Annotated in this window: 27 protein-coding genes, 1 pseudogene and 1 riboswitch; of the genes and pseudogenes, 12 read left to right on the top strand and 16 right to left on the bottom strand. The window is 68.7% G+C overall.

Annotated features, from left to right (window positions below; genetic code table 11):
* Positions 1-21: 21 nt before the first annotated feature.
* Genes KXD97_RS10820 through KXD97_RS10800 form a run of 5 tightly spaced genes read right to left on the bottom strand, consistent with a single transcriptional unit; the run spans position 22 to position 3,305 of the window.
* Positions 22-654, bottom strand: coding sequence for an LON peptidase substrate-binding domain-containing protein (locus tag KXD97_RS10820; protein WP_260756753.1), 633 nt, complete (start codon positions 652-654; stop codon positions 22-24).
* A gap of 3 nt (positions 655-657) precedes the next feature.
* Positions 658-1,800 (bottom strand): glutamate--cysteine ligase, encoded by a 1,143-nt coding sequence (locus KXD97_RS10815; RefSeq protein ID WP_260756751.1) that lies wholly within the window; start codon positions 1,798-1,800, stop codon positions 658-660.
* A complete protein-coding gene (gene sodC / locus KXD97_RS10810) occupies positions 1,781-2,485 on the bottom strand; it encodes a superoxide dismutase[Cu-Zn] (RefSeq protein WP_260756750.1) in 705 nt (234 codons plus the stop codon). Before sodC ends, KXD97_RS10815 begins: the two co-directional genes overlap by 20 nt.
* Before the next feature lie 10 nt (positions 2,486-2,495).
* Positions 2,496-2,954: a LytR C-terminal domain-containing protein gene (locus KXD97_RS10805; protein WP_260756748.1), complete on the bottom strand. Its 459-nt coding sequence runs from the start codon at positions 2,952-2,954 to the stop codon at positions 2,496-2,498.
* A gap of 42 nt (positions 2,955-2,996) precedes the next feature.
* The gene (locus tag KXD97_RS10800) at positions 2,997-3,305 is read right to left on the bottom strand and encodes a DUF3263 domain-containing protein (RefSeq protein ID WP_067955004.1); all 309 of its coding nucleotides are present in this window, start codon (positions 3,303-3,305) and stop codon (positions 2,997-2,999) included.
* Between the two features lie 150 nt (positions 3,306-3,455).
* Between KXD97_RS10800 and KXD97_RS10795 the strand changes: the two genes are divergently transcribed.
* From KXD97_RS10795 to KXD97_RS10785, 3 genes are read left to right on the top strand one after another with little or no spacing between them, the layout of a single operon-like run.
* Positions 3,456-4,049: a peptide deformylase gene (locus KXD97_RS10795; protein ID WP_260756745.1), complete on the top strand. Its 594-nt coding sequence runs from the start codon at positions 3,456-3,458 to the stop codon at positions 4,047-4,049.
* 3 nt (positions 4,050-4,052) lie between these two features.
* The gene (locus tag KXD97_RS10790; protein WP_260756744.1) at positions 4,053-4,958 is read left to right on the top strand and encodes a GNAT family N-acetyltransferase; all 906 of its coding nucleotides are present in this window, start codon (positions 4,053-4,055) and stop codon (positions 4,956-4,958) included.
* Between the two features lie 4 nt (positions 4,959-4,962).
* Positions 4,963-5,781 (top strand): exodeoxyribonuclease III, encoded by an 819-nt coding sequence (locus tag KXD97_RS10785; RefSeq protein WP_260756742.1) that lies wholly within the window; start codon positions 4,963-4,965, stop codon positions 5,779-5,781.
* Between the two features lie 70 nt (positions 5,782-5,851).
* Here the strand turns inward: KXD97_RS10785 and KXD97_RS10780 are convergent, their stop codons facing one another.
* The gene (locus KXD97_RS10780; RefSeq protein ID WP_260756741.1) at positions 5,852-6,151 is read right to left on the bottom strand and encodes a hypothetical protein; all 300 of its coding nucleotides are present in this window, start codon (positions 6,149-6,151) and stop codon (positions 5,852-5,854) included.
* 395 nt (positions 6,152-6,546) lie between these two features.
* Between KXD97_RS10780 and KXD97_RS10775 the strand changes: the two genes are divergently transcribed.
* Positions 6,547-6,927 (top strand): hypothetical protein, encoded by a 381-nt coding sequence (locus KXD97_RS10775; protein ID WP_260756740.1) that lies wholly within the window; start codon positions 6,547-6,549, stop codon positions 6,925-6,927.
* Here KXD97_RS10775 and KXD97_RS10770 read toward each other — a convergent pair.
* Positions 6,927-7,322: pseudogene (locus KXD97_RS10770) on the bottom strand (hypothetical protein); the annotation flags it as partial. The gene KXD97_RS10775 and the pseudogene KXD97_RS10770 sit on opposite strands and share 1 nt — an antisense overlap.
* A 171-nt stretch (positions 7,323-7,493) precedes the next feature.
* A riboswitch (TPP riboswitch) is annotated at positions 7,494-7,604 on the top strand.
* Between KXD97_RS10770 and thiC the strand changes: the two are divergent.
* The 5 genes from thiC (at position 7,595) to KXD97_RS10745 (ending at position 12,775) form a co-directional block, all read left to right on the top strand.
* Positions 7,595-9,145 carry a phosphomethylpyrimidine synthase ThiC gene (gene thiC, locus KXD97_RS10765; protein ID WP_260756739.1) on the top strand — a complete coding sequence of 517 codons (1,551 nt, stop codon included), beginning with the start codon at positions 7,595-7,597 and terminating at the stop codon, positions 9,143-9,145. It overlaps the preceding riboswitch by 10 nt.
* Positions 9,142-9,978 (top strand): bifunctional hydroxymethylpyrimidine kinase/phosphomethylpyrimidine kinase, encoded by an 837-nt coding sequence (thiD, locus tag KXD97_RS10760; RefSeq protein WP_260756737.1) that lies wholly within the window; start codon positions 9,142-9,144, stop codon positions 9,976-9,978. Before thiC ends, thiD begins: the two co-directional genes overlap by 4 nt.
* Positions 9,975-10,601 carry an alpha/beta family hydrolase gene (locus KXD97_RS10755; protein ID WP_260756735.1) on the top strand — a complete coding sequence of 209 codons (627 nt, stop codon included), beginning with the start codon at positions 9,975-9,977 and terminating at the stop codon, positions 10,599-10,601. Before thiD ends, KXD97_RS10755 begins: the two co-directional genes overlap by 4 nt.
* Positions 10,602-10,615: 14 nt before the next feature.
* Entirely contained in the window at positions 10,616-11,254 is a 639-nt protein-coding gene (locus tag KXD97_RS10750; RefSeq protein ID WP_260756734.1) for a DUF4190 domain-containing protein, read from the top strand.
* A 30-nt stretch (positions 11,255-11,284) separates the two neighbouring features.
* Positions 11,285-12,775, top strand: a complete 1,491-nt coding sequence (locus KXD97_RS10745; RefSeq protein WP_260756732.1) for an NAD(P)/FAD-dependent oxidoreductase — start codon at positions 11,285-11,287, stop codon at positions 12,773-12,775.
* Here KXD97_RS10745 and KXD97_RS10740 read toward each other — a convergent pair.
* A complete protein-coding gene (locus KXD97_RS10740; RefSeq protein WP_260754080.1) occupies positions 12,772-13,833 on the bottom strand; it encodes an IS630 family transposase in 1,062 nt (353 codons plus the stop codon). The genes KXD97_RS10745 and KXD97_RS10740 overlap by 4 nt on opposite strands.
* Positions 13,834-13,889: 56 nt before the next feature.
* Here KXD97_RS10740 and KXD97_RS10735 point away from each other — a divergent pair, with 56 nt between their 5' ends.
* On the top strand, positions 13,890-14,156 hold the full coding sequence (locus KXD97_RS10735; RefSeq protein ID WP_260756730.1) for a hypothetical protein: 267 nt from the start codon (positions 13,890-13,892) through the stop codon (positions 14,154-14,156).
* Here the strand turns inward: KXD97_RS10735 and KXD97_RS10730 are convergent.
* Positions 14,123-15,349, bottom strand: coding sequence for a TetR/AcrR family transcriptional regulator (locus KXD97_RS10730; RefSeq protein WP_260756729.1), 1,227 nt, complete (start codon positions 15,347-15,349; stop codon positions 14,123-14,125). The genes KXD97_RS10735 and KXD97_RS10730 overlap by 34 nt on opposite strands.
* Positions 15,350-15,371: 22 nt before the next feature.
* On the opposite strand from KXD97_RS10730, the gene KXD97_RS10725 reads away from it, so the two are divergent.
* Together KXD97_RS10725 and KXD97_RS10720 are read left to right on the top strand one after the other, a co-directional pair.
* Positions 15,372-16,604 carry an APC family permease gene (locus KXD97_RS10725; protein WP_396884985.1) on the top strand — a complete coding sequence of 411 codons (1,233 nt, stop codon included), beginning with the start codon at positions 15,372-15,374 and terminating at the stop codon, positions 16,602-16,604.
* Between the two features lie 19 nt (positions 16,605-16,623).
* Positions 16,624-17,901 carry a uracil-xanthine permease family protein gene (locus tag KXD97_RS10720; RefSeq protein WP_260757912.1) on the top strand — a complete coding sequence of 426 codons (1,278 nt, stop codon included), beginning with the start codon at positions 16,624-16,626 and terminating at the stop codon, positions 17,899-17,901.
* On the opposite strand, the gene KXD97_RS10715 is transcribed toward KXD97_RS10720, so the two are convergent.
* The 7 genes from KXD97_RS10715 to KXD97_RS10685 are packed head-to-tail and all read right to left on the bottom strand — an operon-like array spanning position 17,867 to position 24,938.
* Positions 17,867-19,324, bottom strand: a complete 1,458-nt coding sequence (locus KXD97_RS10715) for a M20/M25/M40 family metallo-hydrolase (RefSeq protein WP_260756728.1) — start codon at positions 19,322-19,324, stop codon at positions 17,867-17,869. The two genes, KXD97_RS10720 and KXD97_RS10715, sit on opposite strands and share 35 nt — an antisense overlap.
* A complete protein-coding gene (locus KXD97_RS10710; RefSeq protein ID WP_260756727.1) occupies positions 19,321-20,796 on the bottom strand; it encodes a M28 family metallopeptidase in 1,476 nt (491 codons plus the stop codon). The genes KXD97_RS10715 and KXD97_RS10710 overlap by 4 nt, the downstream gene beginning before the upstream one ends.
* Positions 20,797-20,830: 34 nt before the next feature.
* Positions 20,831-21,742, bottom strand: a complete 912-nt coding sequence (locus tag KXD97_RS10705) for an alpha/beta fold hydrolase (protein ID WP_260756726.1) — start codon at positions 21,740-21,742, stop codon at positions 20,831-20,833.
* Between the two features lie 10 nt (positions 21,743-21,752).
* Positions 21,753-22,508, bottom strand: a complete 756-nt coding sequence (locus KXD97_RS10700; protein WP_260756725.1) for an ABC transporter permease — start codon at positions 22,506-22,508, stop codon at positions 21,753-21,755.
* Positions 22,505-23,410: an ATP-binding cassette domain-containing protein gene (locus KXD97_RS10695; RefSeq protein WP_260756724.1), complete on the bottom strand. Its 906-nt coding sequence runs from the start codon at positions 23,408-23,410 to the stop codon at positions 22,505-22,507. The genes KXD97_RS10700 and KXD97_RS10695 overlap by 4 nt, the downstream gene beginning before the upstream one ends.
* A complete protein-coding gene (locus KXD97_RS10690) occupies positions 23,407-24,171 on the bottom strand; it encodes an SGNH/GDSL hydrolase family protein (protein ID WP_260756723.1) in 765 nt (254 codons plus the stop codon). Before KXD97_RS10690 ends, KXD97_RS10695 begins: the two co-directional genes overlap by 4 nt.
* A complete protein-coding gene (locus tag KXD97_RS10685) occupies positions 24,168-24,938 on the bottom strand; it encodes a thiazole synthase (RefSeq protein ID WP_396884983.1) in 771 nt (256 codons plus the stop codon). Before KXD97_RS10685 ends, KXD97_RS10690 begins: the two co-directional genes overlap by 4 nt.

The following is a 24,938-nucleotide window of genomic DNA, read 5'->3' as shown; positions in this document are numbered from 1 at the left end:
ACGGTGACCTCTGCCGGGTGCTCACTCCGACAGCTGGAACATCACCATCGCCGTCACCGTGTCGACCGCCTCGGACAGTGCGGTGACGCGATCGGCCGCAGTCGGCGCGGCCAGCACCGAGTACCGGTCGGCCTGACCCATCGGAAGACGGGTCGCCAACGCGTACAACCACGTCGACGCCTCGCCGGACGCATCCGCGCCGGCCACGATGTCGCGGGCATTGACCTGCGCGCCCCGGGCCGTGGCAATCCGCTCGAACAGCGCCACCATCCGGTCCTCGATGTCGCGGATCGCGTCGACGTCCACCGGACGCCCCGGCTCATCGGGCCACACCTCGACCACCGCCCTCGGGTACGGGTCGTCGGGAAGCCATTCGAGCACCCGGATCCGCTCTCCCATCACGCATGTCAACCGGTACCGACCGGCCCCCAGATCAGCGTGTTCGGTGATGTGGGCCAACGCGCCCACATCGCTACGGCTGTCACCTCCGCCGACCTCCCGGCCCGCGGCGATCAGCACCGTGCCGAAAGCGGGATCGTCGGCGGCCAGGCACGCCTGTACCAGCGCCGAGTAGCGCGGTTCGAAAACCCGCAGCGGCAGCCCCTCCCCGGGCAGCATCGCCACCTCGAGCGGGAACATCGGCACCGTCGGCATCGGTTACAGCACCAGCTCACTCACCAGCGCGTCCACCACCGCGCGCAGGTCACCGTCATGCTCCTCGGCGACCCGACGCTGACGCTGGTACGACGCGCCGCGGTGGTAGATGTCGGGAACCCGAGACAACTCCTCGACACAGGACAGCCGTTTGGCCGCCGGTTGCAGACGTTCGACCAGGTCGTCGAGGTCCTCGGTCACCAGGCGTTCGTTGCTGTCGGCGTCCAGGATGATGATCGCGTCCAGCCCGTAACGCGCTGCGCGCCACTTGTTCTCCTGCACATGCCACGGCGGCATCACCGGCAGCGACTCCCCGGCGTCGAGCCGACGGTCCAGATCCACGATCAGGCAGTGGGTGAGCGCGACGAGGGCCGACAGCTCGTGCAGGTTGGAGACACCGTCGAAGACCCGGACCTCGATCGTCCCGAGATGCGGGGAAGGCCTTATGTCCCAGCGGATCTCATTCATATGATCGATGATGCCGGTCTTCTTCTGGTCGCTGACGAAGCGCTCGAACTCGCGCCATTCCTGGAAGTGGAACGGCAGGCCGGCGGTCGGCAGCTGCTGGAACATCATCGCCCGGTTGCTGGCGTAACCGGTGTCCTCGCCGTCCCAGTACGGCGACGAGGCCGACAGCGCCAGCAGGTGCGGGTACTGATGGAGCAGCGAGGTGATGATCGGCATCACCTTGTGCGCCGACGAGACGCCGACGTGCACGTGCACACCCCAGATCAGCATCTGCCGCCCCCACCACTGCGTCCGCTTGATCAGCTCCGCGTAGCGGGGGGCATCGGTGAGCTTCTGCACCGACCAGTCCGCGAACGGGTGTGTGCCGGCGCAGAACAACTCCATGCCCCGCTGCCGCACGACCGTGCGCACCGGCCGCAGCGTCGAGGCAAGGTCGTCCATCGCCTCGGCGGTGTTGTCACAGATGCCCGTGACCACCTCAACGGTGTTGCGCAGCAATTCCTTGTGCACGCGCGGGTTCTCACCGATCTCGGCGATCACCGACGCGGCTTCGTTGCTCAGATCGCGAGTCACCGCGTCGACGAGGGCGAACTCCCACTCGACGCCCAGGGTCGGCCGGACCGACCCGGCGAAGTCGATTCGACCGTCGGCCCTCTGGTCAGCGGCGGGTGATGACACCGCACGCCACCCGCGCTCCGGCGTCGCCGGTCGCCAGGGTGGTCTGATCCGGCGGCGGATCGCCGTTGATCTGCTGGTACCGCTCCGGCGGAATGTTGGCGAAATTGTCGGGCTTCTCGTGGATGATGATCGCCGTGCCCGCGCCGTCGAGCAGCTGCTCGGCGGTGAACGCGTCGGTGGTGGTCACCAGCTTCGCCGAGCCGTCCTCGCGCACCTGCAGCGACGACAGGTCGCCGCTGGCGGGGTGGCCGCTGTGGCCGGGCACCTGCAGGTGTCCGCCCGCGGAGTTGAAGTTGCCCGGTGCACCGCCGGTCGGGGCGACGGAGTTGGCCTCGCACTTGCCCACCGAGTGGATGTGCATGCCGTGGAAACCGGGCTCGAGTCCACCACCGGTCGCCTCGACCGTGACGGTCGCATAACCGTCCGAGAACGCGATGTCGGCGGTGGCCACGGTGGTGCCGTCGGCCAACTTCAGGTCGGCCTTCAACGTTTCCCCGGCGGCCGCCGAGCCGCCTCCGTGTCCGGCACCGTGCTCGTCCGGCCCCGCCGACGGCGAGGGCGAACCGGTCCATACCGGCGGCGTGGTGCCGGGTGAATCCGAGGGCACTTCGCCGGGAGGAGAGCACGCACTCAACGCAAGTGCGGGCACTGCGAACAAGGTGGCAGCAGCAACGGACCTGAGCATGAGCAAGAGCCTAGCCGGTGACCAGCACGACGACGCCCGGTGGCTGCTCTGTGAGCTCGGGCACCCGCGGAGCGACGGGCGCCTCCAGCACACGGCCCACCTCTTCGGCGGCCTCCTGCTCACCGGGCGTCTCGCCGAAGTACACCGTGGTCGCCGCGACGTCGGGCACGGTCAAGTTGCCGGTCTCGGTGACGTTCCACTCGGCGTCGCGCAACCTCGTGGCGGTCGCCTCCGCGGCCCCCGGGGTCTCGGAGATGTTGAAGACACGCACCTCGGGCCGGGCGGGCTCCTGCGGAGCCGCACTCGTGGCGGTGGTCGTCGACGTCACGGTCGCCGAGGACGCCGAGGACTCGTCGTCGTCGGAGCCACCCAGGGACTGGAGGCCGACGAGCAGGAATATGACACCGAGGAACAACAGCACCATCACCATGGCACGAATGGGCAGCCCGGAGGAATCTCGCTGGTTCATCGGCGCCTACTGTATCCCGGGCCCGCGTGTCCGGCGGTGACCCTAAGTGACCTCGAAACCGAGACGACGCGCCGCGCGCGCCTTCTGCCTGCTGGCGCGCAGCCTGCGCAGGCGCTTCACCAGCATGGGGTCCGCCGCAAGCGCTTCGGGCCGATCCACCAGCGCGTTCAGCACCTGGTAGTAGCGGGTCGCCGACATGGAGAACAGCTCCTTGATGGCGTCTTCCTTGGAGCCGGCGTACTTCCACCACTGCCGCTCGAAGGCGAGAATGTCATGCTCTCGACGGGTCAGTCCGTCGGTGGGCTCGGTGTCGTCCCCAGAACGCTCAGCCCGCGCGATGGCGCCGTCCATTTCGCTACTTGGACCCTTCCGGAAATCGAGAATGACATCAATGTGGTTTCGGCGAGTATTCAATCACGGTTGAGTCACGTGCACCGACAACATCGCCGCGAGTCGGCGGTGGAAACAACCGCGGACACCCCGCACCCTAAGCTTCCTCGCATGGCCGTTAGACCCATCCGCATCGTGGGAGATCCCGTCCTGCACACCGCGACCGAACCGGTGCCCGTCGGGGACGACGGTTCGCTGCCGGCCGATCTGGCCGATCTGATCACCGATCTGTACGACACGATGGACGCCGCGCACGGAGTGGGGCTGGCCGCCAACCAGATCGGGGTCAACAAGCGGGTCTTCGTCTACGACTGTGCCGACGCCCGCAAGAAGACCACCCGCCGGCGCGGCGTGGTGGTCAACCCGGTGCTGGAAACGTCCGAGGTGCCCGAGACCATGCCTGACCCGGATGACGACGACGAGGGCTGCCTGTCGGTGCCCGGCGAGTCGTTCCCCACGGGCCGCGCCGACTGGGCGCGGGTGACGGGACTGGACGCCGACGGTCAACCGATCACCATCGAGGGCACCGACTTGTTCGCCCGGATGCTGCAGCACGAGACCGGCCACCTCGACGGCTTCCTCTACCTCGACCGCCTGATCGGCCGCAACGCCCGCGCGGCCAAGAAGGCGGTGAAGTATCACGGCTGGGGCGTGCCCGGGCTGTCGTGGATGCCCGGCGAGGACCCCGACCCGTTCGGCCACTGAGCGATGACCGAGCTGCCTGAGGTCGGATCTCGGGTCAGCCTGCGTTACCGGCTCCCCACGGGTTCCGAACGGCCGATGTCCGACGTGGTCGGCCACATCATCGAATCCGGCGCAGACACCGGTGAGGTGGTGCGGATCCGCACCCGGCACGGCGACGTCGTCGAGGTTCTGCGTGAGGACGTGCTGGCAGTGCGGGTGGTGCCCGAGATGCCGGTGCGCACGGGGGAGATCCGCAACCTGGAGCACGCGGCGGCGCTGGGGTGGCCGGGCACCGAGCACCAGTGGCTGGACGGCTGGCTGCTTCGACACGGGCAAGGAGTCACCCGGCGCGCGAATTCGGCGGTGCCATTGAGGTTTTCGTCACACAGCGAGATCACACGGGTGATCGAGTGGTACTCGGAGCGAGGGCTGCCCGCGGTGGTTTCAGCTCCGGATCGGCTGCTGCGGTTACCCGCTGGTATCACCACTGATGCCGAGAATCTGGTCATGGCAACGGATGTCGCCGGCGGCCGAGCGACCGACGTGTCCGTCGCAGCGAGACCCGACGACACCTGGATGGCGCTGTACCAGCGGGACGTGCCGGTGGATGTTCTCACCGCGGTGGTCGACGGCGCAGTCGGCTTCGGCGAACTCTCCGGGGCCGCGGTGGGGCGGGTGGCGGTGACGGACGCGCCGGACGGTACCCGGTGGGCCGGGATCTCGGCGGTGCGCGTGTCGGAGGAGGCCCGGCGCCGAGGCCTGGCCAGGCGACTGTGCGAGGGGCTGCTGGACTGGGCGCACACTCGCGGCGCCACACGCGCCTACGTCCAGGTGGTGACCGACAATTCGGCCGCGCGCGCGCTCTACGAGTCGATGGGATTCCGCGTGCACCACCGTTCCCGGTACGTCCGCGCCGAGGGCCTACTGTAAGCCCATGCGACTGGCCACCTGGAACGTCAACTCAATTCGGGCCCGTGTCGATCGCGTCACCGATTGGCTGGAACGCGCCGATGTCGACGTGCTCGCAATGCAGGAGACGAAGTGCTCCGATGACCAGTTCCCGACCATGCCGTTCGCCGCGCTCGGCTACGAGATCGTGCACTGCGGTTTCAACCAGTGGAACGGAGTGGCGATCGCGTCGCGGGTCGGAATCGACGACGTCGAGGTCGGATTCGACGGCCAGCCCACCTGGAGCGACAAGCCCGAGGTGGAGGCCGCGGCCGAGGCCCGCGCGCTGGGCGCGACGTGCGGCGGGGTCAGGGTGTGGAGTCTCTACATCCCGAACGGTCGCACCGTCGGTTCACCGCACTATGCCTACAAGCTGGAATGGCTTGCGGCGTTACGCGACACCGCTTCGGCGTGGCTGACGCCAGAACCGTCGGCGCCGATCGCCCTCGTCGGCGACTGGAACATCGCTCCCCTCGACGATGACGTGTGGGACATTTCGCTGTTTCAGGACAGCACCCACGTCACCCCGCCCGAGCGGGCAGCGTTCAACGCGGTCGTCGATGCCGGGTTCACCGACGTCGTAAGGCCTTTCACGCCGGGACCTGGCACATTCACGTACTGGGATTACACACAGCTGCGGTTTCCGAAAAATCGCGGCATGCGCATCGATTTCATCCTGGGTTCCCCCGCACTGGCCGAGCGCGTCATCCACGCCGAGATCGCCCGAGACGAACGCAAGACCGGCAAGAACCGCGTGGGCACCCCCAGCGATCACGCCCCGGTCGTCGTGGATCTGACCGACTGATCGCACGAAGACGGGGCACCTCCGGTTGGAGATGCCCCGTTGCTCGTCGCTTACTCGACGATCTCGTCGCTCACTTCACGTCGACGTGGTACACGTAGCCCGTGACGCTCTGCTGGAAGGTCCGGTCGTAGCGGTAGTCGCGAACGGTCGAGCGGATCTCGCCGCCCTTGTTGATGCCGACGACGGTGGCTTCGCTCAGCGGAACGTCCGAAAGGCGATTGACCACGACGCGGTTGCCCTCAGCCTCCAGCTGGCTGATCGTCGCGTCGGCGTTGCCACCCGTCGGGGCAGCCATGGCGGGGGCGGCCAGTCCGAGGACGGCGGCGCTCAGGCCGGCTGTGATGGCGGAGGCCATGGTGAGTTTCTTCATTATTGTTGCGCTCTTCCCTTGGTCGGGTCGGAGCCGTCGGAACATGTCGCGCGGTCTCGACTTGTGATGTCTCGTTCGGATCCTCTGTGATCCGTCTCCTTGAACCAGCAGGTCAGGCGAATAATTCCCATGGCAGAAAGTTGCGGCCGGTTGGCATTACTACGCCGGTGAGACTTGTCGCAGCCGGCATCTAGCATCGAATGCATGTTCGAGTCGCGGTCGGAGGCGTCGGTGCTGGCTGAGCTGCTTGACCGGCGCATCGGCGCACAACCCGACCGCGACATGGAGGCAAGTCGATGATCACCGGTTTCGCCCTGGTCGCGCAACGGCCCCCACCCCCACAGCCCGACACCAACCCCGACCACAACGAACCCCCACCCGTCTAGGAGCAGCCGATGAAAATCCTTGTGGCTACCGGCCATACGCAGGGGACACACCCCGGTGACTATCACTTCTGCATCGAGCGGGAGCTGGTGTGGATACAGGAACCGTGCGACCGGGACCGCCGCGATCCCGACGGCCCGTGCGGATGTGGACGCGGGTTCGCCGGCGCGGCGTCGCACCGCGCGACCACGACTGCGATGGTCGTCGAGTCCGAGATGAGTCGCGACGACGTGGTCCTGGCATTCCAGACGAGTCTCGCCGACGGCGGCTGGCCCGTCTCCTGGGCCGATGACGTCGCCGACGACAACCTGGAGATCGCCGCACAATTGCCTGTCGGCGCGATCATCACACGCAGGCTCGAGAACTTCTTCTTACGCGGCGCACTGTTCTAGACGGCATGGGTGACGCTCGATCCTTGACACGCGGATGCGATCCAGCCGAAACACCCTCCTGCGATCGCGCCGCCGTCAAGATGAAACGGATCGAAGGACAACGCGATCGCCGCGACGGTGAACACCGCGAAACCGATGTTGTAGATACGCACCCGGCCGAACATGTCGCCGAGCCGCCCGAAGGGCACCACCAGCACCGCGGTCACCACGAGATAGCCCATCAACATCCAGAGCAGGTAGCTGATGTTGGCCGAGGCGAGGGGGTTGAGCCCGATTCCGCGGAAGATGGCCGGCAGCGAAATCAGCACGATCGACGCGTTGATCGTGGCCAGCAGCGTTCCCAGCGTGGTGTTCGACAGGACAATCCACTTGTAGTGGGGGTGCTCGGCATTCATCCGTCTGCGGCGTCCCTCTGTCTCCGCCGCCGCACCGGTCTGAATCGTCGTCGTCACCGCACCCAATTCGTCCACAAAACATACGTTAGCTATATAAATTTGGTCGGGGCAATTCGCACCGCGCCCGCGCGTGCTGTTCCCTGCGCCCGGTCGCTGCGCTAGCGTGGCACCGACACCACACGCGGGAGCGCGTACCGAGCGCGCTGAGAGGACGGGTAGGCCCGTCGACCGTACGAACCTGACCGGGTAATGCCGGCGTAGGGAGAACTCATATGTCTGACGTCGTCAATGTCACCACCGGGCCCATCCAGGGCAGCACCAAGGTGTACCGGAACGGGGTGCCGTTCCGCCGGGTGAACCTCACCAACGGGGAGCATCTCGACCTGTACGACACCTCCGGCCCGTACACCGACGGCAGTGCCGTCATCGACCTGGGCGCCGGTCTGCCCCGCCGCACCGTCGTGCGCGACCGCGGCACTCAGCTGCAGCGGGCCCGGGCCGGCGAGATCACCGCCGAGATGGCGTTCATCGCCGAACGCGAGGGCGTCTCGCCTGAACTCGTCCGAGACGAGGTGGCCCGCGGCCGCGCGGTGATCCCCGCCAACCACAACCACCCCGAGGCCGAGCCGATGATCATCGGCAAGGCGTTCGCGGTGAAAGTCAATGCGAACATCGGTAATTCGGCGGTGACCTCGTCGATCGCCGAGGAGGTCGACAAGATGGTGTGGGCCACCCGCTGGGGCGCCGACACCGTCATGGACCTGTCCACCGGCCGCGACATCCACCAGACCCGCGATCAGATCCTGCGTAACTCGCCGGTGCCCGTCGGCACCGTCCCGATGTACCAGGCCCTGGAAAAGGTCGGCGGCGATCCGGTGAAGATGACCTGGGAGGTCTACCGCGACACCGTCATCGAACAGTGTGAGCAGGGCGTGGACTACATGACCGTGCACGCCGGCGTGCTGCTGCGCCACATCCCACTGACCGTCGACCGCGTCACAGGCATCGTCTCGCGCGGCGGCTCGATCATGGCCGCGTGGTGTCTGGCCCACCACCGGGAGTCGTTCCTCTACACCAACTTCGAGGAACTGTGCGACATCCTCGCCCGCTACGACGTGACGTTCTCGCTGGGTGACGGCCTGCGTCCCGGATCGATCGCCGACGCCAACGATGCCGCCCAGTTCGCCGAGCTGCGCACCCTGGGTGAACTCACCACGATCGCGAAAGCCCATGGCGTGCAGGTGATGATCGAAGGTCCCGGCCACGTCCCGATGCACAAGATCGTGGAGAACGTGCGCCTGGAGGAGGAACTCTGCGAGGAGGCGCCGTTCTACACGCTCGGCCCGCTGGCCACCGACATCGCCCCGGCCTACGATCACATCACCTCCGCGATCGGCGCAGCCATCATTGCGCAGGCCGGTACCGCGATGCTGTGTTACGTGACGCCGAAGGAACACCTCGGGCTGCCCAATCGCAAGGACGTCAAGGACGGCGTCATCGCCTACAAGATCGCCGCCCACGCCGCCGATCTCGCCAAGGGCCACCCGGGGGCTCAGGCCAGGGATGACGCCCTGTCCAAGGCGCGCTTCGAGTTCCGCTGGGAGGACCAGTTCAACCTGTCACTGGACCCCGACACCGCCCGCGAGTTCCATGACCAGACCCTGCCGGCCGAACCGGCCAAGACCGCGCACTTCTGTTCGATGTGCGGACCCAAGTTCTGCTCGATGCGGATCAGCCACGAGGTGCAGGAAGCCATGAAGCAGAAGTCCCGAGAGTTCGCCGACCAGGGCAACAAGGTCTATCTACCGGTGGTGACGTCATGACTTTCCTGCCGCTCACCGCAGCGGGCCAGGCCCCGCGACGGGTGATGACCATCGCCGGATCGGACTCTGGCGGCGGGGCGGGCATCCAGGCCGACATGCGGACCTTCGCACTGCTCGGTCTGCACGGCCTGGTCGCCGTCACCGCCGTCACCGTCCAGAACTCAGTGGGTGTCAAAGGTTTTCACGAGATCCCGCTCGACGTCGTGGCCGGCCAGATCGAGGCGGTGGCCTCCGACATCGGGCTGGAGGCTGCCAAGACCGGGATGCTGGCGTCGCCGGAGATCATCGAGACCGTCTCCGACACCTGGGTCGAACAGGGGCTGCACGGCACGGTCCCCCTGGTCGTCGACCCGGTGTGCGCCTCCATGCACGGCGACCCGCTGCTACACCCGAGCGCATTGAACGCGCTGCGTGACAAGCTTTTTCCGCTCGCAACCCTGGTGACCCCGAACCTCGACGAAGTGCGCCTGCTCGTCGACATCGACGTGGTCGACCGGGAGTCCCAGCGCGCCGCCGCCCGCGCACTGCACGCGCTCGGACCGCAGTGGGCCCTGGTGAAGGGCGGGCACCTGCGCTCGTCGTCCCACAGCCCCGACCTGCTATTCGACGGCACCGACTTTTACGAGTTCGACTCCACTCGCATCGACACGGTGCACGACCACGGCGCCGGAGACACCCTGGCCGCGGCCACCGCGTGTGCCCTCGCGCACGGCTACACCGTCCCCGACGCGGTCGCGTTCGGGAAACGCTGGGTCACCGAATGCCTGCGCGCGGCCTATCCGCTGGGCCGGGGGCACGGACCGGTGTCAGCTCTGTTCCGGCTCGGGACATGACGGCGGGCCGCGATCTCGACGACATCGCGGGCATCGCGCACGAACCCGACGGCGCCCCCGCAGGCGTCGTCGCGCTGACGCACGGCGCCGGCGGCAGCCGGGAATCGCCGATGCTGGCGGCGCTCTGCGACCAGTGGGCACGCCGCGGCTGGCTCGCCGTGCGCTACAACCTGCCGTACCGCCGCCGCCGTCCCAAGGGCCCGCCGTCCGGTTCCGCGGCCGCTGACATGGCCGGCATCGTCGAGGCGGTCGCCGCCGTGCGCTGTCTGGCCGACGGCCCGGTGATCGCCGGCGGCCACTCCTACGGCGGCCGGCTCACGTCGATGGCGGTGGCCGACGGCCTGGAAATCGACGTGCTGACCTTGTTCTCCTATCCGCTGCACCCGCCCGGCAAGCCGGAACGCGCGCGCACCGAGCACCTGCCGCGGATCACCGTGCCCACGGTGTTCACCCACGGCACCGCTGACCCGTTCGGCACCCTCGACGAGCTCCGGCCCGCGGCCGCGCTCATCGCCGCCCGCACCGAGATCGTCGAGGTCACCGGCGCGCGCCACGACCTGAACTCCAAGAAACTCGACGTTGCGGCCCTTGCCGTCGATGCCGCCCTGCGGATGCTGGCCTGAGTTATCGTCGCAGCGTGACCGTGCCACCACCCGGCGGCTATCCACCGCCGCCTCCGCTGCCTTACCAGGGCGGGCCGGTTCAGCCTTTTGCGACACCCGCCCCGCGGACCAACTGGTGGGCGGTCGTCTCGCTGGTCTTCGGCGTCATCGGCGGGGTCCTGATCAGCCTGGTCTGCGGCTTGGTCGGCCTGAAGAAGGCCAAGCAGTACCGCAGCGGCCGCGGCATGGCGATCGCGGGACTCGTGCTCTCGGCGCTGTGGTCGGTCGGGATCGTCGTGCTCGCGATCGTCGCGGCCGTCTCCGATGACACCGTCGCGGCGACGAAGGTGAAGCTGGGCGACTGCCTGGCCGAGATCCCCGGCGGGGACCGGGTGCTCGACGTCACGACGGTCAGTTGTGACCAGCCCCACGCCGGTGAGGTGTTCGCCGTGCTGACCATGCCGGACGGCGTGTTCCCCGGTCAGGCCGCGGTCGAGGGCTATCACCAGAAATGCGCTCCTGAGCTGCGCAGCTACTCGCCGCAGTCCGTATCCGACGATTCGGTGCAGCTCTACGTGCTCTTCCCCACGGCCGAGACCTGGGCCGACGGCGACCGCGCCGTGACCTGCATCGCGACGGTCAACCCGCCGCGGGCGGGATCGCTGCGCGGCTGAATCGGCACGAACCTCGGGTACCGTTGCGCCATGGCTTCGGAGCACTTCGAGGCGGTCATCGTGGGAGCCGGCTTCGCCGGTATCGGTGCTGCCATCCAGTTCAGGCGGATGGGCATCGAGAACATCGTGATCCTGGACCGAGAGGATGACCTCGGCGGCACGTGGTACGTCAACCACTACCCGGGTCTCGCGGTCGACGTCCCGACGACCACCTATTCCTACTTCTTCGAGCCGAACCCGAACTGGTCGCGGCTGTTCTCCACCGGCGCGGAGATCAAGCAGTACGCCGACGACGTCGCCGACAAGTACGACGTACGCCGCCACATGCGCTTCGGGGTCACGGTCGAGGGTGCGCGCTGGGACGAGGACGCCAAGCTGTGGCGGGTCAACCTCGCCGACGGCTCCACACTCGCCACGCGGTACCTGGTCACCGCCACCGGATTCCTGTCCCAGCCCCGCATGCCCGACATCCCGGGCATCACCGAGTTCGACGGCCGGATCATCCACACCACCGCCTGGGACGACTCCTACGACCCGACCGGCGACAGGATCGCCGTCATCGGCACCGGTGCCACCGCGGTGCAGTTGATTCCCGAACTCGCGGACAAGGCCGCCGACCTGACGGTCTACCAGCGCACCCCGATCTGGGTCGCACCCAAGGTCGACTTCCGGTTCTCCGAACGCGCCAAGCGGCTGTTCGCCCGAATGCCGTGGACGCAGCGCATCATTCGCGCGATCACCGACACCGTCTACGAGACGATGATCAACGTCGGTGTGGTGCACTACCGCGTCCCGTTGTTCCGCCGCCTGAACATCTCCGCGATGGACCTGTGCAAGATCAACCAGTTCATCCAGATCCGGGACAAGGACCTGCGCCGCCGGATGACACCGGACTACGACATCGGATGTAAGCGGCCGACCTTCTCCAATAAGTACTTCCGCACGTTCACCCGCCCGCACGTGCACCTGCAGAGCGATGGTATCGAGCAGGTCACCGCCGACGGGATCGTCAACGCCGACGGCTCCAAGACCGTCATCGACACCCTGGTGCTGGCCACCGGATTCGATCTGTGGGAGGCGAACTTCCCGGCCATCGAGGTGATCGGCCGGGACGGCCGCAACCTCGGGAAGTGGTGGCGGGAGAACCGGTTCCAGGCCTACCAGGGCGTGTCGATGCCCTACTTCCCGAACTACCTCAGCCTGGCCAGTCCGTACGCGTTCCTGGGTCTCAACTTCTTCAACACCATGGAGTACCAGATGCGGTTGATGGACCGGCTTTTCGGTGAGCTCAAGCGCCGCCACGCCACCACCTTCGAGGTCACCGAGCAGGCCAACACCGCGTACCTGGACAAGATGACCGAACTGCTCGGTGACTCGTTGTGGACGCTGGGCAATTGTGCGGCATCGCGCTCGTACTATTTCAACCCGCACGGCGAACCGAGTCTGCTTCGGCCGATGTCGACGCAGGACGCCATCACAGAAGCTTCGACCTTCCCGCTCAGCGACTACCAGATCGTCTAGTGTCTCGCGTCTGAATTTGGTTTACGGGTATGGGGCAGGATGTCGTCTGCGGATTTGGTCCACACGAATGGGTGGCAGCGCTGATTCCAGCCTTGGATGAACGCGGCGATGGCGGCCATCAGTTCTTTGACGCTGTTGAACGAGCCACGGCGGATGGCTTGGCGGGTGATGATCGAGAAGAACACCTCGACCATGTTCAGCCAGGATCCTGAGGTCGGCGTGAAATGCAGTGTCACGCGGGGGTTCTTGTCCAGCCAGGCGTTGATGTCGGCATGCTTGTGGGTGTGGTAGTTGTCGCACACCACGTGCAGTTTCCGTCGGGGGTAAGCGCGGGCGACCGCTTTGAGGAAGTCGAGGAACTCCGCTTTGCCGTGCCGCTCATAGCAGCGGTCGGTCACCTTGCCGGTGGCGATCTCGAGTGCGGCAAACAAGGTGGCGGTGCCGTTGCGCTGGTAGTCATGGGTCGCTTTTTCGGGCAACCCGGGACGCAGCGGCAGGATCGGCTGGGTCCGGTTGAGGGCTTGAATCTGGGACTTTTCATCTACGCACAACACGATCGCGTTGGTCGGCGGGTTCAAGTAGAGGCCGATTACGTCGCGGACCTTGGCCTCCAGCTCCGGGTCGGTGGAGAACTTGAAGGTCTCCCGGCGCCAGGGTTTGACCCCGTAACGGCGCCAGGCCCGGGCGACCGTGGCGTCCCCCACGCCGAGGTGTTTACCGAGCAGTCGACTCGACCAGTGGGTGACCGCCAGAACCTCCGGCGGCGGCTCCAGGGTGGCTGCCAGGATCGCCGCGTCGTCGACAGTCTTGGGTCGACCGCTGCGAGGCTCGTCGGCAAGTCCATCAATCCCGTACGCGGCGAATCGATCCCGCCATTTGATCACCGTCGGTCGCGAGACTCCCACCTGCCGGGCTGCGCCAGAGGTGCCGGCACCATCAGCCACCGCCAGCACGATCCGGGCCCGCTCGACATGACCGGCAGATGCCGTCGTCGACCGCGTCCACGACTCCAACGTCACGCGATCCTCAGAACTGATCACCAGCGCAGATGACGGCATACACCATCATCCCACACTGTAAACTAATTAATGACGCATGACACTAGTATCCGGTTGTGCCCAAAGAAAACTCACGCGTCGCCACTATCGCCGGACTGCTCCTCGCCGGTGCCGGGGTCTCGCACTTCGTCGCCCCCGCTCTCTACGAGGGTCTGACCAAGCCCGCGTTCCCGACCGACACCCGGCAGCACGTGTACATCGACGGCGGCATCGAGACCGCCGTCGGTCTCGGCCTCGCCTACCCGAAGACGCGCAAGCTGGCCCTGTTCGGGCTGGTGGGCTATCTGCTCTACTTGGCCGGCAACGTCGCCCGTAACCGGTAGCGGCCCAGCAGCGTCACGTCCACCAGGCCCTGCACGGTCTGCCTGGCGTCCTCGGAATCCGTGTAGCGGACCAGGCGTCCCAGGTCGACCACCAGGGCCATGGCGGCGTGCACGGCGAAGCGCGCCTCGGCGGCGCTCCACTCCGGCCGCACCGCGACGACGAGCTCGACCCAGGACTCCACGGTGGCACGCTGCAGGTCCCGCACGATGCGTTGGTCGGCGGCGGACATGTTCAGGCGCTCGCTGTAGTAGACGCACTCCAACTCGGGTTGATCGAAGGTCCGCTCGACATAGCCGTCGATGACCGCGGTGAGCGCCTCCTCGGGGTCTGACACCGTCGCGACGACCGACGTCAGTTCGGCCGACACTCGATCGGCGGCGCGCCGGAAGATCGCGGCGAGGATGTCACTTTTGCCCGAGAAGTACTTGTAGATGCCGGAAGTCGGTATCCCGACAGCCGAGGCGATCTCCTCCATCGTGGTGTCTCGGTACCCGTTGCGGTTGAACAGGCGCATCGACTCCGTCAGCAGCGCTTCGTATTTCGACGCCTCAACCGCCGGCCGCACCGGCGCCGGCCCGACGCGGACGCGCGGCGGGTCACCCGTCGGCTCGGCGGCCAGCACCTCGCGGCAGATCTGCGCGAACAGCCGGTGCACCTGCGCGGCAGGCAGTTTCGCGCGATGGTCGACGATGCTGCCGACGATCGAGAGCACCGCCGTCGACCGGATCGACAGCTGCCCGTCGCTCAGCTCCGGCCGCAACACCGCCAGCGGCCGGTGGATCCGTCCATGCACGGTCTGCATCTGTTCGAGCAGGGTCGCCTGGTCCTCACCGCGCAGATACCGGTTCTCCCAGCGGTACAGGCCTCCCGAGCTGCGGTTGGCCAGCGCGGTGTCGGTCAGCGCGGACACCAACCGGTCGAGCACCTCCTGCGGGTCGTCCCCGTCGATGTCCGCGGTGGCGTCCACCAACTGCTGACCGAGGTTGAGTACGGCGTCGCGGAACAACTCGTACTTGCCGGCGTAGTGCCGGTACAGGGCGGCGGCGGAGATGCCGACGCGGGAGGCGATCATCTCCATGCTCACGCCGTGGTAGCCCAGCGCGCTGAATGCTTCGGCCGACGCGCGCGCGATCTGCGCTTTACGGTCCTTGGGCCGACGTCGGATGCCGTTTTCCCCGGCGGTGCTCGCCACCGTCCCACGATATCGTGGGCCCGTGAACTCGCCCGATGAGTCGGCATTGCGGCGGCGTCTCGGATTATTCGACACCGTCACTCTCGGGCTCGGGTCGATGATCGGGGCAGGCATCTTCGTCGCGCTGGCGCCGGCCGCGGCCGCCGCGGGCGACGGGCTGCTCGCCGCGCTCGCTGTCGCCGCCGTGGTCGCCGTCTGCAACGCGATGTCGTCGGCCCGGTTGGCGGCGCGCTACCCGCAGTCGGGGGGCACCTACGTCTACGGCCGGGAACGGCTGGGGCCCTTCTGGGGTCACGCCGCGGGCTGGAGCTTCATCGTCGGCAAGACCGCGTCGTGCGCGGCGATGGCACTGACGGTCGGGGCGTACGTGTGGCCGGCCCACGCCCACGCGGTGGCGGCCGCATCGGTGATCGCGCTGACCGCGCTGAGCTACGCCGGGGTGCAGCGGTCCGCCGCGCTCACCCGCATCATCGTGGCGCTGGTACTGGCGGTGCTGACCGTGGTGGTTGTCGTACTGTTCGGCGCCGGCCACGGGTTTGAGCTGGTGCCCGGTCCCGGCGTCAGCGCCTACGGCGTGCTGCAAGCGGCGGGGCTGCTGTTCTTCGCGTTCGCCGGCTACGCCCGCATCGCCACCCTCGGCGAGGAGGTGCGCGACCCGGCGCGGACGATCCCGCGGGCGGTCGCGCTCGCACTGGCACTCACACTGGCGGTGTACGCGTTGGTGGCGGTCGCCGTGGTCGGTGCACTCGGCGTCGCGGGACTGGCGTCGGCCACCGCGCCCTTGTCGGATGCGGTGCGCGCGGCCGGTTTTCCGGCGCTGGCCCCGGTGGTCGGTGTCGCCGCGGCGGTCGCGGCGACAGGTGCACTGCTGGCGCTGTTGCTCGGGGTGTCGCGCACCGTGCTGGCGATGGCGCGCGACGGGCACCTGCCGATGCGCCTGGCCGCCGTGCATCCGCGGCACGGCACGCCGTACCGTGCCGAGGTCGCCGTCGGGCTGGTCGTCGCGGTGGTCGCCGCGCTGGTCGACGTGCGGGCCGCGATCGGGTTCTCGTCGTTCGGAGTGCTGCTCTACTACGCGATCGCCAACGCGTCGGCATGGACCCTGGGCCACCGCCTGGTGCCTGCCGTCGGCCTGGCCGGCTGTCTGGCCCTGGCATTCACGCTCCCGCCGGCGTCCGTGCTGGCCGGCGCGGTGGTGGTCCTGATCGGCGTGCTCGCCTACTGGACTGGCGGCGCGCACCGTCATGGTGTGTAGTCGCACCGTGGCTTTCCCAATGAAGACGTGGCAGCAGGTGGATTCGCGCTCGGATCCGGATTTCGTCGTCGCACCGGGCGAGCGGCTGAGCTGGCCACGCACGGTCGGCCTCGGCGCCCAGCATGTCGTCGCGATGTTCGGTGCGACGTTCCTGGTGCCGGTGCTCACCGGGTTCCCACCCGCCACGACCCTGTTGTTCTCCGGGGTCGGCACCATCCTGTTCCTGCTGATCACCGGCAACCGGCTGCCCAGCTATCTGGGGTCGAGCTTCTCGGTGATCGCTCCGGTGACGGCGGCGGTGGCGTCGGAGGGCACCGGCAGCGCGCTGGGCGGGATCGTCGCGGTGGGCCTTTTGCTCGTGTTGGTCGGCGGTGTCGTGCACGTGGTGGGTACCCGCTGGCTCGACATCGCGCTGCCTCCCATCGTGACCGGTGCGATCGTCGCGCTGATCGGGTTCAACCTGGCGCCTGCGGCGAAGACCAACTTCGAGCGGGGTCCGCTGCTCGGGTTGGTGACATTGGTGCTGCTCGTCGCCGCGCTGGCATTCTTCCGCGGGATGATCGGCAGGCTCGCGATCTTCGTCGCGGTGGCCGCCGGATACGTGCTGGCGCTGCTGCTCGGCGAGGTGGACACCTCAGGCATCGCGGCCGCGCCCTGGATCGGTCTGCCCGAGTTTCAGACGCCGACGTTCACGCTGTCGGTGCTGCCGATGTTCCTGCCCGCGGTCATCGCGCTGATCGCCGAGAACATCGGGCACGTGAAATCGGTGAGCCAGATGACCAAGACGGACCTCGACCCGTTGATGGGGCGCGCCCTGGCCGCCGACGGTGTCGCGACGACGCTGGCCGGGTTCGGCGGCGGGTCGGCGACGACGACCTACGCGGAGAACATCGGGGTGATGGCGGCGACGCGGGTGTACTCGACGGCCGCGTACTGGGTGGCCGCGCTGGTGGCGGTCGCGTTGTCGCTGTGCCCGAAGGTCGGTGCGGTCATCGTCGCGGTCCCGGCCGGGGTGCTCGGTGGAGCGACGGTGGTGCTCTACGGCCTGGTCGGCATCCTGGGCGTGCGCATCTGGCTGACCAACCAGGTCGACTTCTCCAAGCCGATCAACCAGATGACGGCCGCCATCCCGCTGATCATCGGCATCGCCGACTTCACCTGGAGCGCAGGATCATTGACGTTCACCGGGATCGCGCTGGGTTCGATCGCCGCGTTGCTCATCTACCACGGCATGCGGCTGCTGGGATTCCGGCAGCGCGAGGCTACGGCGTCCGCCGGTCCCGTTGCTCACGGGTAGGCACGCCGTTGACACCCTCGATCGACTGCGCGTAGGTGCCGACGGCGAATGCGACCGACGACGCCATCACCGCGAGAGCCTCGCGGTCGATGTTGTCGATGGTGTCGCCGCGGGTGTGGTAGTTGGGGTCGAAGGGCGCTCCGGCCTTGCCACCCCAGAGTCGGGCCTGCACATCGGTTTTGCGCTGCGACGAGCCGGTGGTGAGGCCGCCGACCGGGATGCCCGCGGCCAGGAACGGCTCGTAGTCGGTGATCCGCTGCAGCGGGATGTCCGCCGGGCGCACCCCCGCCGTATTCAGCCTGGCGGCCAGGGTGCGTTCGATACCCGCCGAACCCATTGGCGCCGGGACGATCTCACCGGTCTGTGCGGACTGGTCGCCGTCATCGGTGAAATATCCGGGATTCGGCGAGCCGAGCATGTCGAAGTTCAGGTACATCGCGATGTCGTCAAGCTGCTCATCACCCAGTGACGCCAGGTACTTCTTGGTGCCGTCCATCGACACTTCCTCGGCGCCCCAGAACGCGAAACGCACCGCGTTGGCGGTGTCCGGCGCGCCGCCGAGTTGCAGCGCCGTCTCCAGGACGGCGGCCACGCCGGTGCCGTTGTCGTTGATCCCAGGACCGGAACGGACGCTGTCGAGGTGGGCACCGACCATGACGACGTTGCGGGTGTCGCCGGTTGTGGTCTGGGCGACGACATTCCGGGATTTCGTCATCACCGGCTCGTTGTCCAGAACCAGGGTGACCGGCGATTCGGTGCGGCGCAGCGCGGCGTCCGCGGCCGGGTCGATGACCCCGACCGGGATGGTCAGCTCGGTGTAGTACGCCGTGGTGAACAGCGTCGGCGGTGAGCCGGTCGGCCTCGTCGGGGTGGCCTGGCTGACCACGAGCATGCCGACCGCGCCTTCCTGCAGCGCAACCCGGTGTTTGTCGACGACCGAGCATCCGGTGTCGTCGACGACGGCGATGGCCTTGGCGACCGACACGTCACCGTAGTCGGCGGCCGCGCACCCGGCCGGTCTGCGCGGCCGCAACGTGGGCGCCTTCAGCCCGCCGGGCACGGTGGTGATCAGCAGCGAGGCCTGGTCCACTCGGAAGTCGCGGCCGGCCACCGTCAGGGCGGGACTCCCGCCCTTCGAGCCGGACAGCCGCTCGAACTCCGGGGTCTGCACGTCGAAGCCGTTGTCGCGCAGGAGTTGGGCGACGTAGTCGACACTGGCCTGATAGCCGGGTGTGCCGTCGGCCCGGTTGCCGTCGTGTGCGTCGGCGATGTTCTGAAACTCGACCAGGTGCCGGTAGACCCCGTCGATCGTGACCTTGTCGGCGAGTTCGGGTCCCAGCTGCGGCGCGGGCGGCGGGCTGCCCGGCGCGCACGCCGCGACCAGCGCGCCCACCACGACCACGGCCGCCCACCGGCCGGTCATGGTGTGGTCAGCTTGTGCCGGACGCGGTCCTCGCGCACCGGAATCCCGTTGCGCCCGCGCTGGTCCTGGGCATACAGCCCGACCGCGAAGGCCACGCCGCCGCCGTGGATTTGCAACGCGGTCCTGTCGATGTTTCCGATCGTGTCGGTGGCCTTGTGGTAGTTCGGGTCGAACGGCTGGTCGGCCTCACCGCCCCACAGCTCGGCCTGTTCGGCGGACTTCTTGTCTTCGGCCCCCGAGAACAGGCCTCCCACAGGCACTCCCGCTCTGGTGAAGCCGTCGTAATCGGATCGGCCGTCGAAGGAGGTGTCCTGTCCCGGTTTACCGGCCCGGTCCAGGTAGGCGGTCAGCGTGCGCTCGATGCCGGCCGACCCCTCGGGCACCCGGGGCACGCCCTCACCCGGTCCGGGCCTGGTGGACTGGTTGCCGTCCAGGGTGAAGTAACCCGGGTTCGGGGAACCGATCATGTCGAAGTTGAGGTACAGCGCGATGTCCTTGAGCGCCTCGTCGTCCAGCGACGCCACATAGTCGGTGGAGCCCAGCAGACCTTGCTCCTCGGCGCCCCAGAACCCGAACCGCACCGCGTTGGCCACATCCGGCGAAGTGCCCAGCTGCAGCGCGGTTTCCAGTACCGCGGCCACCCCGGAACCGTTGTCGTTGATCCCGGGCCCCTCCTCGACGCTGTCGAGGTGGGCACCGACCATCACGACGTCGGCGGTCGAGCCGGTCGTGGTCTGGGCGATCACGTTGCGGGTCCGCTCCTGGCGAACCCCGGCGTTCAGGTTGATCACCGTGGTCGCCCCCTGCTGCGCGCGCAGCTGCTCACCGACCTCCTTGCTGACTGAGATGACCGGGATCTTGACGTCGGTGGTTTCGCCGAGGGTGCCGGCACCCATGTCGGGACCGCCCTCGTTGTTGGCGACGATCAGCGCCACCGCACCGCGCTCGGCGGCCACGGCCTGTTTCCCGCCGAACGGGCAGGCGCCGCGGTCGACGAGCACGACCGCGCCCCGGACCGGCAGCCCGTCGTAGTCCTCGGCGGTGCAGCCCGGGGTGTCCTCGGCACGCGCCGCGACCAGCGGACCGGAGACCCCTTCGGGCCCGGTGCCGATCGTGAACTGCAGCGGCCGCGCCTCGGCCTTGCTGCCCGCCACCGTCAGCGACGGCTCCTCGGCCCACGGTATCCGCACCTCGAACTCCGGCGTTTCAACCTGGAAGCCTTTGTCCCGCAGAGCTTTCGCGATGAAGTCGACGCTCGCGTCGTATCCGGGTCTGCCCAGGGCGCGATTGCCGCCGTGTTCGTCGGCGATCTCCTGCAGCCGGTCAAGGTGCGCCATCAGCGCGTCGGCGGTGATCTTGCGCGACAGCGCGTCGGCGAACTCGGTGGCCGCGCCGGTGTCCCGGACCGGCTGGGGCGCCGGGGCGGCGTCGCGTCCGCAGCCCGCGAGGGCCAGCACGGGGACGGCCGCCATGGCCACGAGTCTCGTCCGGATCACGACCCCCACGTTAGCGCGGACCGGTGCGGTCACCGAGAAAGCCCAGAACCGCCGACGCGGTGTCCTCGGGTCGCTCGATCTGGACGAAGTGCCCGGCCCCGGGGATCATGACGACCCTGCTGCCCGGGGGCAGCGCCGCGCCGATCGGTTCGACGTACTCGGCCCGCATCGCGCCGTCCTGCTCGCCATGGACGTGCAGGACCGGCACCCGCGGCATCGCAAAGCAGTGGTGGTGCAACTCGGCATACTTCTGCCCCGGCCGCGACGGCCGCACCAGCGCGCGGTAGTAGCCCACCGCCGCGCGGCGGTGGACCGGGCTGGGCAGCGCGGCCAGCGCGTCGTCCAACTCGGAGCCGGTGTCATGGCCGGCGGGTCCCCAGTCCTGCCACAGCCTCGGAATGACGCGCGACAGAACGCGTTCGGGCAGCTGCGGAAGTTGGAAGAACAGGATGTACCAGCTGTTACGCAGCTGACGCGGCATCATCCGCAGTTGCCGGCCGAGCGAACCGCGCATGCGCCTGACCGCACCGATCGGCGGTACGGCGATCGTAATGTGCTCGGCGAATGGCGATTCCGGGTACGCCGCGAGGGCGCCTGCGGTGAACCCACCCCAGTCGTGGCCGATCAGCACCGCGTCCTCGGGCGCACCGAGCCCGCGGTGCACCGCCAGCGCGTCGTACATCAGCGCACCGATGTGATAGTCGCCGTCGGGCGCGGGTCCGGTCGGCGCGTACCCGCGCGAGAACGGCGCGACCACCCGCATACCGCGTTCGGCCAGCAGCGGAGCCAGCTTTCGCCACCCCCACGCGCTATCGGGGAACCCGTGCAGACACAAGGCGAGCCGACCGTTTGGCGGACCCCAGGCCAGCGCGGTCACCTTCAGGTGCGGCAGATCGAGTTCGAGCGTCTGCGGTGCGGTCACCTGCGCCATGCTAGGCGTCGCGCCGGTTGACGGTGATGACCGCCGCGACGAACACGGCGCCGGCCAGGACCGCAAAGCACACCAGCGAGCCCGCCGGGCCCCACCGCATGACGAACCCCGGGTACAGCCACTGCACGTCGAGGAATCGCAGCGCGTTGCCGAACGGCAGGTAGGGGCCGAGCTGCCAGCCGCGGCCGGGCAGGTTGGCCAGCAGCGGTTCCACCAGCAGAGGCCACAGCAGCAGCACGGTCACCGCACCGGCGGTGTGCCGGAACAACACCGCGACCCCGACTCCGAGCACGGCTGCCGACGCCGCGTACAACGCCACTTTCGCGGCGAAGCCAAGCGTGGCCGGCACCGTCAGCGCGGCCGCGACGCCGGGATCGGCGGTCAGCCGCGCGGCCGACACCGCGCCCAGCACCATGACCGCCGCCCAGGCCGCTGAGAAGACGGCGCTGACAACAGCTTTGGCGCATATCACCAGTGTGCGGCCAGGCGTGGCCAGGAAGGTGAGCGCGATCAGCCCGCTGCGGTACTCCCCCGTCACCGTCATCGCCGCGACGATCATCAACACCGGAATGCCGAACACCGCGACTCCGAGCGCCGCCTCGGGCACGGTCAGCCGGGCGTAGCCGGAGGCGACCGAGGTCTGCAGCGCGGCGAGCCCTACGCTCAGCGCGGTGGCCGCCAGGGCCGCCCACAGCGGTGAGCGCAGCGTGGTCAGCTTGATCCGTTCGGCGTCGAGGACGGCGGCGGCGCGCCTCATCGGGACCCTGCCCGGAACTCGGTGGCGTCGTCGGTGGAAGCCAGGTAGGCCTGCTCGAGCGAGACGTGGTGTGCGCTCAGTTCGTGCAGCGCGATCGACTGCGCCGCGGCGACCTCACCGACGGCGTCGGTGGTGGCGTCCCGCACGGTCAGGGCGTCTGGTTCGGCCGCAACGGTGAACCCGGCCGCGGTGAGCGCGGCGTGCAGCTCCGGCAGCCGCGGACTACGCACGCGTACCGTCGCGGCACCGGAGCGCCCGACGAACTCCGACACCGTGGTCGACGCGATCAGCCGGCCCTTGCCGATCACCACCAGCCGATCGGCGGTGTTGGCCATCTCCGAGAGCAGGTGGCTGGACACCAGCACAGTGCGGCCTTCTGCGGCCAGCGTGCGCATCAGGGTGCGGACCCAGTGGATGCCCTCGGGATCGAGGCCGTTGACCGGTTCGTCGAACAGCAGCACCGGCGGATCGCCCAGCAGCGCCGTGGCGATGCCCAGGCGCTGACTCATCCCGAGCGAGAGCGTGCCGGCACGGGAGCCGGCCACCGAGGACAGCCCCACCGTCTCGAGCACCTCGTCGGGACGGCGTCTGCCGAGCCCGTTGCTGGCGGCGATCCAGCGCAGATGGTTGCGCACCGTGCGGTTCGGATGGATCTGCCGGGCGTCGAGCAGCGCACCAACGGTGCGCAGCGGGTCACGCAGCCGGCGGTAGGCGCGGCCGTCGATGGTGGCGGTGCCCGAGGTCGGGTGGTCGAGGCCGAGGATGATCCGCATCGTGGTGGTCTTGCCCGCGCCGTTGGGGCCGAGGAACCCGGTCACGACGCCGGGTTCGATCGTGCACGTCAGCCCGTCGACGGCCCGCGTCGAGCCGTAGGTCTTGCTCAGCGCGGTCAGTTCGATCACGCGGCGGCCACCACAAGGTCGGCGACCGCGCGCATGCCCGCGGCGTTGGGATGCAGCGGCGCCGGCCGGCCCGGCACGGGCAGCCCGAATCTGGCAGGCAGGGTGGTCCAGGGCTGCGCTGACCAGGCGTGGTGATCGCGGCTCGCTTCGGCCGCGCGCACCAGGCCGCACCCGCTGGCCCGGGCGGCGTCGGCCGTGAGCTGTTCCAGCGTGTCCGCAATGTGCCTGCCCAGCGTCAGCTCCGCGGCGCGCAGCGGCGGCGCGTCGCCCGTGGCCGGCAGCAGCGTCAGATAGTCCACGAACAATACGGTGGCCCGCGGTGCCCGCCGCCGGATCTCGTGTCCGACCTCGATCAGGGCACTGCCGGCTTCCCGGAGCGCCAGGTAGCGGGCCGCCGGGTCCAGCAGGTCGCGCAACCGGCTGCCGAGCAGCGGCACCGACCGCAGTGCCCGCGGCAGCCCAGCCGCGAAAAGCATCGGGACGTAACCGGCGTCGTTGCCGCCGATCGTCACCGTCACCAGCGACTCGGTGCCGTCGAGCGCGCGGATCTGCGGTGGTGCGCCGTGCTGGGTCTCGCGCAGCACGTGCGCCGTCGTCGCCCCGGAGAAGGTGACGTCGGTCAGGTCCAGACCCAGCGCGTCGGCGACCAGGTGCGGATAGTTGCGCGCCGATCGGCCCGCCGCGCGCGGGGAGCCCGGTGCCCGCGGCCCGATGCCCGGCCCGGCGGCCATCGAACTGCCCAGGGCCACATATCTGTTCACAGGGCCGGGCTGCTCGCCCGCGCCCAGAACCTCTTCGGGATGCGGCCGGCCCGGCGGGCCAGATACCCGGCCCGCACGGCGGCGGCCATCGCCGCGGCCATCGCGGGCGGATCGGCGGCGCGGGTGACGGCGCTGGCCAGCAGCACCGCGTCACAGCCCAATTCCATCGCCAGCGCCGCGTCGCTGGCCGTGCCGATGCCGGCGTCGAGGATCACCGGGACCTCGGCCTGGTCGACGATCATCTCGATGTGGTGCGGGTTCGCGATGCCCAGGCCGGTGCCGATCGGGGAACCGAGCGGCATCACCGCCGCGCAGCCGGTGTCCTCCAGCCGTTTTGCCAGTACCGGGTCGTCGTTGGTGTAGGGCAGCACCACGAACCCATCGTCGACCAGTTGCTCTGCGGCCCTGACCAATTCGAGCGCGTCGGGCAGCAGGGTGCGTTCGTCGGCGATCACCTCGAGTTTGACCCAGTTGGTGTGCAGCGCCTCGCGGGCCAGTTGCGCCGTCATCACCGCTTCGGCGGCTCCGCGGCAACCGGCGGTGTTGGGCAGCGGCGTGATGCCCAACCGGGTCAGCAGATCCAGCACGCCGGTGCCGCCGTCGGCGTCGACGCGGCGCATCGCCACCGTGGTCAGCTCGGTCTCCGAGGCCACCAGCGCCGACTCGAGCACCGCGAGGTTCGCGGCGCCGCCGGTGCCGAGGATCAGCCGGGAGCCGAACTCGCGGCCGGCGATGCTCAGCTTGCCCGCCGAGAAAGAGGTGCACAC

Source organism: Mycobacterium sp. SMC-8 (assembly GCF_025263565.1).
GTDB lineage: Bacteria > Actinomycetota > Actinomycetes > Mycobacteriales > Mycobacteriaceae > Mycobacterium.
This window is presented reverse-complemented; position numbering and strand designations above follow the sequence as displayed.

What these genes read in the sequence shown, in the direction of transcription:
- KXD97_RS10800 (WP_067955004.1), bottom strand. Translation starts at nt 3,305, where the DNA reads ATGGACGGCGCCATCGCGCGGGCTGAGCGTTCTGGGGACGACACCGAG.
- KXD97_RS10700 (WP_260756725.1), bottom strand. Translation starts at nt 22,508, where the DNA reads ATGAGGCGCGCCGCCGCCGTCCTCGACGCCGAACGGATCAAGCTGACC.
- KXD97_RS10740 (WP_260754080.1), bottom strand. Translation starts at nt 13,833, where the DNA reads ATGCCGTCATCTGCGCTGGTGATCAGTTCTGAGGATCGCGTGACGTTG.
- thiD (WP_260756737.1), top strand. Translation starts at nt 9,142, where the DNA reads ATGACTTTCCTGCCGCTCACCGCAGCGGGCCAGGCCCCGCGACGGGTG.
- KXD97_RS10710 (WP_260756727.1), bottom strand. Translation starts at nt 20,796, where the DNA reads ATGGCGGCCGTCCCCGTGCTGGCCCTCGCGGGCTGCGGACGCGACGCC.
- KXD97_RS10795 (WP_260756745.1), top strand. Translation starts at nt 3,456, where the DNA reads ATGGCCGTTAGACCCATCCGCATCGTGGGAGATCCCGTCCTGCACACC.
- KXD97_RS10775 (WP_260756740.1), top strand. Translation starts at nt 6,547, where the DNA reads ATGAAAATCCTTGTGGCTACCGGCCATACGCAGGGGACACACCCCGGT.
- KXD97_RS10715 (WP_260756728.1), bottom strand. Translation starts at nt 19,324, where the DNA reads ATGACCGGCCGGTGGGCGGCCGTGGTCGTGGTGGGCGCGCTGGTCGCG.
- KXD97_RS10780 (WP_260756741.1), bottom strand. Translation starts at nt 6,151, where the DNA reads ATGAAGAAACTCACCATGGCCTCCGCCATCACAGCCGGCCTGAGCGCC.
- KXD97_RS10755 (WP_260756735.1), top strand. Translation starts at nt 9,975, where the DNA reads ATGACGGCGGGCCGCGATCTCGACGACATCGCGGGCATCGCGCACGAA.
- sodC (WP_260756750.1), bottom strand. Translation starts at nt 2,485, where the DNA reads ATGCTCAGGTCCGTTGCTGCTGCCACCTTGTTCGCAGTGCCCGCACTT.
- KXD97_RS10720 (WP_260757912.1), top strand. Translation starts at nt 16,624, where the DNA reads ATGAAGACGTGGCAGCAGGTGGATTCGCGCTCGGATCCGGATTTCGTC.
- KXD97_RS10820 (WP_260756753.1), bottom strand. Translation starts at nt 654, where the DNA reads ATGCCGACGGTGCCGATGTTCCCGCTCGAGGTGGCGATGCTGCCCGGG.
- KXD97_RS10745 (WP_260756732.1), top strand. Translation starts at nt 11,285, where the DNA reads ATGGCTTCGGAGCACTTCGAGGCGGTCATCGTGGGAGCCGGCTTCGCC.
- KXD97_RS10785 (WP_260756742.1), top strand. Translation starts at nt 4,963, where the DNA reads ATGCGACTGGCCACCTGGAACGTCAACTCAATTCGGGCCCGTGTCGAT.
- thiC (WP_260756739.1), top strand. Translation starts at nt 7,595, where the DNA reads ATGTCTGACGTCGTCAATGTCACCACCGGGCCCATCCAGGGCAGCACC.
- KXD97_RS10805 (WP_260756748.1), bottom strand. Translation starts at nt 2,954, where the DNA reads ATGAACCAGCGAGATTCCTCCGGGCTGCCCATTCGTGCCATGGTGATG.
- KXD97_RS10790 (WP_260756744.1), top strand. Translation starts at nt 4,053, where the DNA reads ATGACCGAGCTGCCTGAGGTCGGATCTCGGGTCAGCCTGCGTTACCGG.